This is a genomic window from Mucilaginibacter antarcticus, from assembly GCF_042686155.1.
In the GTDB taxonomy this organism is placed as follows: domain Bacteria; phylum Bacteroidota; class Bacteroidia; order Sphingobacteriales; family Sphingobacteriaceae; genus Mucilaginibacter; species Mucilaginibacter antarcticus.
Genome location: NZ_JBHUON010000031.1, coordinates 1 through 12,777, shown reverse-complemented (window position 1 = coordinate 12,777; position 12,777 = coordinate 1). Strand labels below are relative to the sequence as shown.

Here is a 12,777-nt window from a genome sequence, read left to right as displayed (position 1 = left end):
TTTTATAGAAATAGACTGAATCACTAAAAGTGAATCACTTATTACAACCATCACCTTGGTAAAAATTTATTAAACAGGTAGTATTTGCCTACCTTAGCATCAAATGACATCTATTACATCAAAATTACCACAATTAGGCACTACAATATTTACTACCATGTCGGCCCTGGCTGCCGAGGTTGGCGCTATCAATCTATCGCAGGGGTTCCCGGATTATGATTGTTCGCCTAAACTAATAGAACTGGTTAACCAAGCCATGAAAGATGGTCATAATCAATACGCGCCCATGGCTGGTGTAAAGGCTCTGCGCCTAGCAATCGCCTCCAAAACGAAAAAGCTATACGATGCCTATTATGACATTGATACCGAAATAACCATAACAGCGGGTGGCACCCAAGCTATTTTTACCGCTATTACGGCTATTGTGCACCCTAACGATGAAGTGATAGTTTTTGAACCCGCTTTTGATTGCTACGCCCCTGCTATAAAACTAATGGGTGGTGTCGTAAAGTCGCTGGAGTTGGAGCCATCAAATGATTACCGTATTGATTGGGCTATGGTTAAAAAACTTATTACCAACCGCACGCGTTTGATCATTCTAAACTCGCCCCACAACCCTACGGCTACCATTTTGCATCAGGACGATATCGACGAGTTAAGTGCCATTGTTAAAACCCAGGACATATTGATTTTAAGTGATGAAGTTTACGAGCATTTGATTTACGATGGCGAAACCCACCACAGCATGGCAATGTACCCTGAACTGCGCGAGCGTAGTTTTATTATAGCGTCATTCGGCAAGCTATTACACGCCACCGGCTGGAAAATTGGTTATTGCCTTGCTCCTGCTTATTTAATGACAGAGTTTAAAAAAGTACACCAATACCTGGTGTTTAGCGTAAGTTCTGCAGTGCAGCAAGGTATAGCTCAATATTTAAAAGATGAGGATACTTATTTAAACCTACCCTCTTTTTTCCAGCAAAAGCGAGATCATTTCAGAAATGGCCTGGCTAAAACTAAATTTGAGTTGCTGCCATCATCGGGCTCATACTTTCAATCTGTAAAATATGGCCACCTGACGGATGAGGCTGATACTGAGTTCGCTTTAAGGTTAACACGCGAGGCAGGTGTGGCTTGTATACCTACTTCTGTTTTCTATACCAGAGGTACAGATCATAAAGTTTTACGATTTTGTTTCGCCAAAAAGCAAGAAACGCTTGATGACGCCGTTAATAGATTGTTAGATTTTAAACTTCTGCGATAAATATCACGTATTAGTTAACATTTACTGCCGAACCCAACGATAATGGAAAATTTAAAGATCACTGTATTTCAAGGTTACCTTTTTTGGGAAAAGATAGCTCAAAACCTGAAAAACATTGGGTTGCGGTTGGCCGGTATCCGAGAAAAAACCGATCTGATAGTATTACCAGAGATGTTTAACACCGGGTTTACCATGAACGCCGCCGAACTGGCCGAACCGATGGGTGGTAAAACCATGCAGTGGATGCACCAGATAGCCGTTAAGTATGAATGCGTGGTTACGGGGAGTCTTATTATTGTGGAGGACGGCAAATTTTATAACCGGCTGATATGGATGCGCCCTGACGGTAAAAGCAACCATTACGATAAAAAGCACTTGTTTGCCATGGGCGAGGAGGATCATACCTATACAGCAGGCAAGGATAAACTTATTGTGGAACTAAAAGGGTGGAAAATTTGCCCGGTTATTTGCTATGATCTGCGTTTCCCGGTGTGGCTGCGCAATGTTAAAGAGGCTTACGACCTGATGTTGATAGTTGCAAATTGGCCGGAGCGTCGCGCTCTGCATTGGCGAACGCTAATACCGGCCCGGGCGGTTGAAAACCAGTGCTATGTTATTGGCGTAAACCGGGTTGGCCATGATGGTAACGAAGTTTATCACTCGGGCGACTCGACTTGTATAGACCCCAATGGCAATGTAGTTTATTACAAACGCGACGAAGAAGATGTTTATACATTTTCTATCTCGGCGCACGAATTGGTGAAAGCCCGCCGGGCTATGCCCTTTTTAAGGGATGCCGATGAATTTAACCTTATTTAACTTTTAAACTGCCGGTAAATCTTCCCAAATCACTATTTTTATAGGCTAAACTATAATATTGTAAAGTGATTAAATATTTAAGTATTTTCTTGTTGTGCGCTGTTGCATATAACTTACCGGCATGGGCACAAAAGAAAAAAGACTATACCACCTACGTTAACCCTTTTATAGGTACATCTGGAAAAGGCATGGTTAACCCCGGCGCTGTTTTGCCTTACGCTATGTTGCAGGTAAACCCGGTAACTGATATGTCTGCCGGCGAAAGTGACGGTATACCACGATACAAATACACAGCTTCGCTTATATATGGTTTTGCCATTAAACACCTGAGCGGTTTAAGTTCTGAGAGTTTTTACGATATGCTGATGATGCCCACCGTCGGCGAACCTAAGTTTGACGGGCCTAACGCGTCGTTGTTTCTAAAAAAGAGCGAAACCGCATCGCCCGGTTACTATAGCGTTAAGTTAGATAAGTTTAATATTGGCGTTGAGCTTACTTCGTCTAACAGATCTGCCTTACACTCTTTTAGCTATCCATCTACAAGCCGGGCAAATTTGTTTATTGATCTTAAAAGTTATGGCCGCGGTAATATTTATCAATCTGTAGAAATTATTAATGATCATGAAATAAAAGGATCAATTGGCTTTGATCAGGCGGTGTTCTTTTACGCCAAGTTTTCTAAGCCTTTTAAAAAGCATTGGATAACAAATAAAACAGCGTTTAACGGGGACATAAAACAAACAAATGGAAACGGCGTGAAGCTATGCCTGCAATTTGATAACCCCGGCGACCTGATGGTTAAAACAGGACTATCAGTTACAGGCACAGATGGTGCAAAGAAAAACCTGGATGCGGAGATTCCGGATTTTGATTTTAAAACTACTTTTAAAGCGGCCAAAACAGTTTGGCTGACAGAACTCGGCAAAATTGATGTTGAAGGCGGAGCGCCTTCTATCGAAACCCGGCAATTGGTGGCTAATACTATTGATGCTGCTTATAAACAACCGCCCGGCAAAAAGGTAGCTCCTATTGACTATGCTAAGATTAAAAGGCAGATGTTTTATACTGCCTTATATCATAGTATGTTATCGCCAAACATCCATAGCGATGTTGACGGTAGATACCGGGGGCCATATCGATTAAAGCAAGCCAGCGATCTGGATAGAACTTATACCACCCCCGGATTTCCATATTACACATTTAACAATTCGTTTTACACCGCAGGCAATGCTATAAGAGATCAGTTTCAAGTATTGGCGCTTATTGATCAAAAACGTGCAGTTGATATGATCAACGGGTTTTTATTGGTGTATGATAACCGTGACTCAATATTCAATAACCCAGCAAGGGCGGCATTTATGGAAACCGCCAGACAGTTAACTCCTTTAATTGTAGACCTGTACGCCAAAGGCAACCGCAGCTTTAATGCCGAAAAGGCTTTATCGGCAATGAAGTTTGCCAAAGAAAAAGACGATTATTTCGGTGGTATATATAAGTTGACAGGGTTGGGTGTTTCTACCTTTTGGGTATCGCACACCATGCAATATGCCTATACAGATTGGTGCATAGCTCAAATGGCAAAAATGCTTGGTAAGCCTTTAGATTATAATACTTACATAACCCAAGCACAGTACTGGAAAAATATTCACAACCCCAAAACCGGCTTTATACAAGCGCGCAACTGGAATTGGGAGCAGCCCTTTGAACCTGGAAAAGTTGGGGTGCCGTATCTGCAAGGTAACGCCTGGCAATATGCTTTTGCTGTGCCGCATGATATTACTGCGCTGATAGCCCGCGATGGTGGTAAAGAAAACTTCGCCAAAAGACTGGAAGAAGTGTTTACCACGCCATCCAAGATAAAATCTGATGATTTGATTGGCGAGTATGATCATAGCGTCGCTGTTTCCCGGACGATGCCTTACTTGTTTAACTTCACCGACGAGGCCGATAAGACTCAATTTTATGTAAATCGTATCATGTCTGAATTATATACAGACCGGCCGGATGGCTTGCTGAACGATGAAGGCGGCAATGTATCGGCCTGGTATGTAATGAGCGCTTTGGGCTTATATAATATCTCGCCGGGTTCGGCACAATACCAGGTTGGTTTGCCGCAGTTTGAGAAAGCGGTGATCAATTTAGAGGATGGTAAGAAGTTCACTATCCTTAACGCGGCATCGTCGGTGGAGCGCAATAACATTTACCTGCAGGGCATGAACCTTGAGAAAAAGCCCTACAGCAAAATTTATCTTGATTACGCAGCTATGGGCAAAGGCGGCGAGTTTGAGGTATTTGCCGGTAGGTTGCCTAACAAAATATTTATGCAGGATCTGGAAAAAGCCGCATCGGCCATTACAGATAACCTGATCGTACCTAGTCCATTAATAGTGTTATTGCAAACTTTTGCGCCACCTGCCGCAGTCGAGATTCGCGGTAACGATGTGGAGCCTAACCAGTTTTATTACACTATAGACGGGTCAACCCCAACCACATCTTCATTACTTTACAGCAAGCCTATACCCCTAACGGCTAATGTAAAAACTATAAAAGCCATTGCGGTTAAAAACGGCCAGGCAAGTATGGTAACAGAATATAACCCAAACTTAAAATAAATAACCAATACCAACCTTCGCTTAAAATTAAACTATTAAAATTGCGTTGTTACATAATCATAAACCGGCTATTAAATTAGGCCAATAATTTACATCTTTACCGCATGTTCAGACGTATAAAAAACCGATACCTGAGATACTTCGTCATTCTAATCTATCTTATAATAATTTTCTTTTGTGCTATTGAGCTAAACTTCCTGTGGTTGTTTGGCTACTCGCCTGATATGAAAGATATTAAAGCGCCCACCATGTCAGTTGGCTCGCAGGTTTATACGGCTGATGGTAAACTAATTGGCGAATACTATCGTGAAAACCGATCGCCGGTTGAGTATAAAGAAATAAGTCCGTCCATTATTAACGCTTTAGTAGCTACCGAAGATGTGCGCTTTTACAAGCATGGTGGTGTAGATTTTTATTCGTTACCAACCAGTATGATATCCACTGCTACCGGCGATAAGCGAGGTGGCAGTACGATTACCCAGCAGCTGGCAAAAAACCTATACGCTACCCGTAAACGCAAATCGCAGGGACTATTGAGCCACGTACCGCTGGTTAAAACTATTATATCGAAATGTAAAGAGTGGATCACAGCTTATAAAATAGAGCGCATTTACAGCAAGCAAGATATACTTACCCTGTACTTAAACACTGTTCCGTTTGGTAATAATTCTTTCGGCATAAAGACCGCGACCTTAAAATTCTTTCATAAAACACCTGATGACGTAACTGTGGCCGAAGCGGCGACGCTTGTGGGTATGCTAAAGGCAACATCTACTTACAACCCCATTAATAACCCTGAAAAGGCCGTTGAGCGCCGTAACGTGGTGTTGAGCCAAATGCAGAAATATGAATACATATCTAAGGCCGATTATAACCGATTTTACAGAATGCCTATTGGGTTAGACCTGAGTTATGTTGATAACAGTTCGCATGGCGACTCGTACCTGCGCGAGGCGGTTGAGCGTTGGCTGCGCCCCTGGTGCAAAGAGAAAAATATTGACCTGTACGAAGATGGATTAAAGATCTACACTACTATTGATTCGCGCCTGCAAAAATATGCTGAAGAAGCTGTAGGAGAAAAAATGAAGATGCTGCAACGCCGTTTTGACAACATTTGGGGAGATAAAAACCCGTGGCGCGATTCGAAAGGTAAAGAGATAGTAAACTTTGTGGAGAAAGCTGAACAGCGTTTGCCTATTTACAAACTACTTGTTAAAAAGTACAACGGTGATAGTACTAAAATCAAAGCCTATTTTGAGCAACCCAAACGGATGACTGTATTTACGTGGAAAGGCGAAAAGGATACAACGTTCTCTAGCATCGACTCTATAAAATACTATGCCCGGTTGTTAAATACCGGCATGATGACCATTGAGCCAACTAGTGGCAAAATTAAAGTTTGGGTAGGCGGCATCAACCATAAATACTTTAATTACGATCACGTAAACCAGGCTAAACGCCAGGCCGGTTCAACTTTTAAACCCTTTGCTTACCTTACAGCTTTGGATAATGGCTACGCCCCTTGCGATAAGTTTACCGATAAACCGGTTACCATTACCTATAAAGAAGGCGGTAAAGACGAAGTGTGGTCGCCTAATAATGCCGACTGGAACTTTACTTACCAGGAAATGTCTTTACGCTGGGCTATGGGGCGATCGGTAAATTCAATCACGGCACAAATTACCGAAAAAGTAGGTTGGGATAAAGTTGTTGAGTATGCCCATAAGGTTGGTATAGAGAGTCCGCTTAAAGCTGTGCCGTCGGTCTCTTTAGGATCAAACGACGTGTCTGTTTATGAAATGGTGCGTGCCTATGCCACCTTTTTAAACAGAGGAGAAAAAGTTGATCCCCTATTGGTAACCAAAATTACGGATCAGGATGGTGGTATGATACAAGAGTTTACGTTGAAAAAAGAAAGGGTAATAAGTGAAGAAGTTGCCTGGTTGATGCTCTACATGTTCCGCGGCGGTATGGAAGAACCGGGTGGCACGTCACAAGCTTTATGGGAATACAGTGGCCTTTGGAAGAAAAATAATAACCAGATAGGCGGCAAAACCGGCACCTCGTCGGACTATGTTGACGGCTGGTACATGGGTATTACTAAAGACTTAGTGACCGGTGTATGGGTTGGTGCTGATGATCGTAGTGTGCACTTTAACAGTTCTGAAAGTGGCGAAGGATCGCATACAGCATTGCCTATCTTTGGCTTGTTTATGGAGAAAGTTTATGCCGACCCACAGTCTGGTTATGGTTATGGCCCATTCCCGAAGCCGTTTACAAAGATCACCAAGAGTTACGAGTGTCCATCGCCACGCATCCGGATAGATACAACCGCGGTTGACAGCCTTGACATGGAAATAGATACTTTAGGCACCCCTCCTCCTGATATTATCGAAACGCCCGGTATACTGCCTTAGAACTGAGCGGGATTTAGTATTTTAGCATTGATATTGACACATATGGAGAAACGTTACCCTACTGCATACATATTAAGAAAATTTGCGTTGGCTTTGCTATGCGTTATCGGGTTGATTTTTTTCAGTTCGGTTACAAAGGCACAGTATTTCGGTCAAAACAAGGTTCGCTATAAAAACCTGAAGTTTAAGGTTTATAAAACCCCGCACTTCGAGATCTACTATTACATAAAAAATGATAGTCTGATCAAACGTTTCGCGCAGGAAAGCGAGCTTTGGTATACGGTACACCAACAGGTTTTCAGGGATACGTTTAAAAGGGTTAACCCTATCATTCTTTACGCTAATCACCCGGATTTTCAACAAACCACCGCGCTCGACGGTGAGATCAGCGTTGGTACAGGTGGTGTTACCGAGGGTTTGAAAAATCGTGTTATTATGCCGATAATGGAAAATAACCAAATGACACGCCACGTGTTGGGTCACGAATTGGTGCATGCTTTCCAGTATCATGCCTTGTTGGGTAAAGAGAGTGATAATTTTGAGAACATAAATAACCTTCCGCTGTGGATGATTGAGGGTATGGCCGAGTACCTGTCGCTAGGTAAAAAGGACTCATACACAGCGATGTGGATGCGTGATGCTTACCTGAACCATGATATCCCCTCTGTAAGAGATCTTACCGAGAGTAATAAATATTTCCCCTACCGCTACGGCGAGGCTTTTTGGAGTTTCATTGGTTCGACTTATGGTGATACGATTATAACTCCTTTCTTTAAAAATACCGCCCGGTATGGTTTACCCTATGGTATTAGGCGCACGTTTGGTTATGATGATAAGACCTTGTCCCAGTTATGGAAAACCTCTATCGAGAATACCTATAAGCCTTTCCTGAAAGACACGGTACAAAAGCCGACCGGTACTTTGGTTATCAGTAACAAAAACTCTGGAGAGATGAATGTGGCACCGTCTGTTAGCCCGGATGGTAAATACCTCGCTTTCTTGTCAGAGAAGAATTTGTTCTCCATAGATCTCTTTTTAGCCGATGCCAAGACGGGGCAGATCATCAAGAAACTCACCAGCAAAATATCCAACTCGCACGTGGACGAGTTTAACTTTATAGAATCTGCGGGCACTTGGTCGCCGGACGGGAAGAAATTTGCGTTTAGCGTGTTTGCCAAGGGGCGTAACCGTATGCTGGTGGTCGAGGTGCCCAGCGGGCGGATACTCCAAGACCTATCGATGGGCAAGGCAGAACAGTTTAGCAATTTGTCGTGGTCGCCAAAAGGGAATGAGATCGTTTTCCAGGGATTATCAGAAGGTCAGAGCGATTTGTACTTATATAATTTTGATACCAAGAAGATTAGGCAACTAACCAATGATCTGTATTCTGATTATCAGCCAAGTTTTTCAAGGGATGGTAATCAAATAGTTTTCTCAAGTGACAGAGCGACTTATGATCGAACAACATCGCAGGATATAACATTCAACTTGGCGATGTATGATCTCACTACAGGTAAAACAAGCGACCTGCGGCTATTCAACGGCGCAAATAATTTAAACCCTCAGTATTCTTCAGACGGTAAGCAGATCTTCTTTTTATCTAATAGAGATGGTTTTCGTAACCTGTACCGCTATACTTTAAGCGGCGGTAAGCTTGAGCAGATGACCGATCTGTTTACGGGCATTTCCGGCATTACAGAATTTTCGCCGGCTTTAAGCGTTTCTGCAAACGACGATGTGATATATTCTTATTATCGCTCACAAAAATATTCGCTGTACAGCGCTAAGGTATCAGAGTTTAAACCGGTAACGGTTAGCGGTAGCGAGACGAATTTCGACGCGGCTATGCTCCCACCCACCCGCGCGGTTGGAGTGGATTTGATCAATTCGAACCTGAAAAATTTCCTGGCTTATCAAAAAATCCCTCATGATTCTATTAAGACCATTCCATATAAACCGCAGTTTCAGTTAGATTATCTGGCAAGTAGCGGTGTTGGTGCCTCGGTTAACTCTTTCGGTCGCACTGGCTTATCAAGTGGTGTACAAGGCATATTTAGCGATATATTGGGTCGTAACCAGATATACGCAGGCGTGGCCGTTAACGGAGAAATTTATGACATAGGTGGCCAGGTAATGTACATTAACCAGCAAGGCCGCTGGAATTTTGGCGTCGGCGTGTCGCATATCCCACTTCAGTTTGCTAACTATAATGTTGTTAATACCACAGTGGCTAATACTGCCGGCAAACCTGTGAAAGTAATTGAAGAACGATATGATATCATTCGTGTTTTTCAGGATCAGCTTTCATTATTTACATCCTACCCTATCTCAAAATCCACCAGATATGAAATTGGTGGCGGTATGGCTCACTACTATTATCGCGTAGATAGGTATAGCAGTTACTACGACAGTTTGGGTTATTATGTTGGCGGTAAAAAGCATCATATCACAAACTCAGACTACAATAATGATCCATTGAATGGCGGATCAAATCTGAGTCCGTTTACGGTATTTCAACTTAGTAATTCGTTGATTGGTGACGACTCTTTTATGGGGGTGGCTTCACCACTTGACGGCTACCGGTACCGCATACAGGCCGAGTATAACTTTGGCACCTACCAATTTTTTGCCCCTACTATTGATCTGCGTAAGTATATCCGCACCGCGCCCGTAACATTTGCAGCCCGTTTTTATGGGTACGGGCGTTTCGGCAATTCCTTCGGATTATACCCCATGTACATAGGGTACCCCTTTATGATAAGAGGTTACGAGGCGCAAACATTTTACAACGGTAATGGCCAGCCAAGCAATGGGTTTACTATCGACCAACTATCGGGCACACGTAATGCTGTCGCCAATTTTGAGATAAGGCTGCCTTTTACCGGCCCGGAAAAATTATCAGTGGTGAAGTCGAAATTTTTATTTAGTGAGCTGAATTTGTTTTTCGATGCGGGTTTAGCGTGGAACAGTGGTGATAAAATAAAATTTCAAATCGCACCAGACAGGATCGGTACAGATAGTAACGGAAACGGAGTGTATGCTACTAACCAACGTGTGCCGGCATTAAGTACAGGTGTGTCGTTAAGAGTAAATTTATTTGGATACTTCGTATTAGAACCATATCTGGCACTGCCACTCAACCGTAATGACGTTAATAAGCCTGTGTTTGGCTTAGGATTTACGCCGGGTTGGTAATTGGTATAAACATATTGGCTGTTTTGAGGTTACAATTATATATGCGTAAAATATTTTTCTTAGTAATATCGCTGGCTTTCAATACAGTTTTATTTGCTCAAACAAATAACAGATCAGATTCATCTGCTCAGCCTCAAACAGTTAAGCAGTTAACTTTAACCAAGGCAGAAGGCGCGTTAATGTTATCAACTAATGATGTTGTAACTAATATATCCAGATCACCGGAGTTATCAGAATTTTATAAAGCGATCCAAAACGCTGGACTTGAGGAGACTTTTACCAGCCAGGGCCCTATTACGGTATTTGCACCGGGTAATCAGGCATTTAATTTATTATCAAAAGGAAAAAGAGACACTTTACGGCGTGCCGATCAAAAATATAAACTTATAGCACTGCTTACCTACCATGCCCTACCTGGGGCAGTTACTACTAAAGATATAGCGCATGCCATTGCGGAAAATAAAGGCGTTGCCATTTTTATCACGCTTAGTGGCAACAAAATAAGCGCCCGTTTAGATGCTAACCGCAATATTGTGTTAATTGATGATAATGGCGGCCAAAGCATTATCAATAAATTTGATGTGCCTCAAAGTAATGGCTTAATACACTTTATCAATGCTGTACTTGTGCCCAAATTTAAAACCATATAATACTTTCCGTAGTGTTATGCGGCAACACGGCGCGGACTTAAAGATGCGCGTAGCTGTGGTTTGCTGCGTAGGCCGCTTTCAAAGTTTAAGCCTATAGTAAGGTCCACCCAATCTGGATTTACGAAACGAATCATTTTTTCTTTTTGCGTGCGGGTGAATGTGCTTACCATTTTAAAACGGTCCATGGCCATCTCTTCGGTATTTATCTCTTCAAAATATACTAATCTATTTAGTTGTTGCGCGTTGTCGAAAAACAATGTAGGCATCTCACTATAAAACTTCAGTGTTTTAAGTAGATCTGAACTTAAACCTACGTGCAAGTTTTTTCTGTTCCTGTCGGTGATGATATAGATAAAGCGTTTCATTTGATAATAAAATTTGCTGGTTAAAAAATAATTACTAATTTTATGAGCATAAAAATACTAACTATTTTAGCAAATGCAAATTTTATGACAAAAATTTCTTCAAATATTAAATTCTTAAGGAAAAAGAAGGGCCTTACACAGCAACAGTTTGCAGATGAGGTAGGTATAAAAAGATCATTGGTGGGTGCTTACGAAGAAGAAAGAGCCGAGCCAAAGTATGATTTGCTAAAAAACATAGCATCTTTTTTTGAAGTAACAGTTGATGATTTTATAAATGAAGATATAGACGACAAATGGTTAGCAAAACCGAAGCCTAATCAAAACGGTTTACGTGTGTTAAGTATATCTGTAGATAAGGAAGATAACGAAAATATTGAAATGGTGCCACTAAAGGCCAGCGCCGGCTATATGAATGGCTATGCTGACCCGGAGTATGTTGCCGCTTTGCCTAAATTATACTTGCCGATGTTTAAGCAAGGGACCTTTCGCGGTTTCGAAATTAAAGGCGACTCCATGTTACCACTGGTTTCGGGTACTACTATTATAGGGGAGTATGTAGAGAACTGGGGGGATATAAAGCCAAATGACACTTATGTAATTATTTCAAAAAGCGATGGCGTAGTATATAAACGTATCGGCAATAAGTTTAAAGACAACAAGAAGTTGAAGTTAGTATCAGACAATCCGGTTTTTGAGCCCTACGAAGTTAACGGAGAAGATATACTAGAAGTTTGGAAAGCTAAGGCCTATATATCTACCCACCTGCCCTTACCTACACCTGAGCCTACTATGGAAAGCCTGACCAATATGATGGCCCAAATGCAGCGCTCAATTGCTAAACTTGAAGGCAACAATTAAGTTACACGCTAAATGTTAAACCTTGTACTGTTATCTTTATCAAACAGACCAAACAATAAACTTAAAAGAGACATGAAAAAGTTAGTATTAGTATTTGCCCTGGTATTAGGTGCCAGTGTAGCAACCTTCGCTCAAAATGGCGGTGGTAATGGTGGCAACGGCGGTGCCCGTGGCGGCAGAATGAACCCGGAAAGACAAGTTACAAGGTTAAAAGAAACATTAACCCTTACTGATGCGCAGGTAACCAAGGTTACTGCAATTTTAACTGCTCAAGGTAAAGTTCAGGATAGCTTGCGTACAGCATCAAACGGCGACAGAGAAGCGATGCGCCCTAAACAAACTGCTTTAAGAAAAGCAACCACCGATAAAATTACAGCTGTGTTAACTGCAGAGCAGGCAACTATCTACAAAAAACAGATAGAAGATCAGGCTAAAGCAATGGCCGAAAGACAAAACGGTAACTAATATATATTGATACTTACAGAAGAGCGGCCACAAGGCACGAATGGTCGGAAGAAATTCCGACCATTTTTATGTTTTGAAAAACAAACCCGGGTCTCCGCCGCATTGCACAACGATCAGGGCTATAGCGAGGTT

The 12,777-nt window shown here is 42.1% G+C and carries 9 protein-coding genes; 8 read left to right on the top strand and 1 reads right to left on the bottom strand.

Annotated elements, in window-relative coordinates; translation table 11 throughout:
- Nucleotides 1–103: 103 nt before the first annotated feature.
- The 6 genes from ACFSYC_RS18285 (at nucleotide 104) to ACFSYC_RS18260 (ending at nucleotide 10,957) form a co-directional block, all read left to right on the top strand.
- Nucleotides 104–1,264, top strand: coding sequence for a methionine aminotransferase (locus ACFSYC_RS18285; protein WP_377130295.1), 1,161 nt, complete (start codon nucleotides 104–106; stop codon nucleotides 1,262–1,264).
- A gap of 42 nt (nucleotides 1,265–1,306) precedes the next feature.
- Nucleotides 1,307–2,083 carry an amidohydrolase gene (locus ACFSYC_RS18280; RefSeq protein ID WP_377130294.1) on the top strand — a complete coding sequence of 259 codons (777 nt, stop codon included), beginning with the start codon at nucleotides 1,307–1,309 and terminating at the stop codon, nucleotides 2,081–2,083.
- Between the two features lie 65 nt (nucleotides 2,084–2,148).
- A complete protein-coding gene (locus ACFSYC_RS18275; protein ID WP_377130293.1) occupies nucleotides 2,149–4,695 on the top strand; it encodes a glycoside hydrolase domain-containing protein in 2,547 nt (848 codons plus the stop codon).
- Nucleotides 4,696–4,799: 104 nt separating this feature from the next.
- A complete protein-coding gene (locus tag ACFSYC_RS18270; RefSeq protein WP_377130292.1) occupies nucleotides 4,800–7,112 on the top strand; it encodes a penicillin-binding protein 1A in 2,313 nt (770 codons plus the stop codon).
- A gap of 42 nt (nucleotides 7,113–7,154) precedes the next feature.
- Nucleotides 7,155–10,307 carry a DPP IV N-terminal domain-containing protein gene (locus tag ACFSYC_RS18265; RefSeq protein ID WP_377130291.1) on the top strand — a complete coding sequence of 1,051 codons (3,153 nt, stop codon included), beginning with the start codon at nucleotides 7,155–7,157 and terminating at the stop codon, nucleotides 10,305–10,307.
- 41 nt (nucleotides 10,308–10,348) lie between these two features.
- On the top strand, nucleotides 10,349–10,957 hold the full coding sequence (locus ACFSYC_RS18260; protein ID WP_377130290.1) for a fasciclin domain-containing protein: 609 nt from the start codon (nucleotides 10,349–10,351) through the stop codon (nucleotides 10,955–10,957).
- 14 nt (nucleotides 10,958–10,971) lie between these two features.
- On the opposite strand, the gene ACFSYC_RS18255 is transcribed toward ACFSYC_RS18260, so the two are convergent.
- On the bottom strand, nucleotides 10,972–11,322 hold the full coding sequence (locus ACFSYC_RS18255; protein WP_377130289.1) for a GIY-YIG nuclease family protein: 351 nt from the start codon (nucleotides 11,320–11,322) through the stop codon (nucleotides 10,972–10,974).
- A gap of 84 nt (nucleotides 11,323–11,406) precedes the next feature.
- Between ACFSYC_RS18255 and ACFSYC_RS18250 the strand changes: the two genes are divergently transcribed.
- Nucleotides 11,407–12,180, top strand: a complete 774-nt coding sequence (locus ACFSYC_RS18250; RefSeq protein ID WP_377130316.1) for a helix-turn-helix domain-containing protein — start codon at nucleotides 11,407–11,409, stop codon at nucleotides 12,178–12,180.
- Nucleotides 12,181–12,252: 72 nt separating this feature from the next.
- Nucleotides 12,253–12,645, top strand: coding sequence for a hypothetical protein (locus ACFSYC_RS18245; RefSeq protein WP_377130288.1), 393 nt, complete (start codon nucleotides 12,253–12,255; stop codon nucleotides 12,643–12,645).
- Nucleotides 12,646–12,777 lie beyond the last annotated feature (132 nt).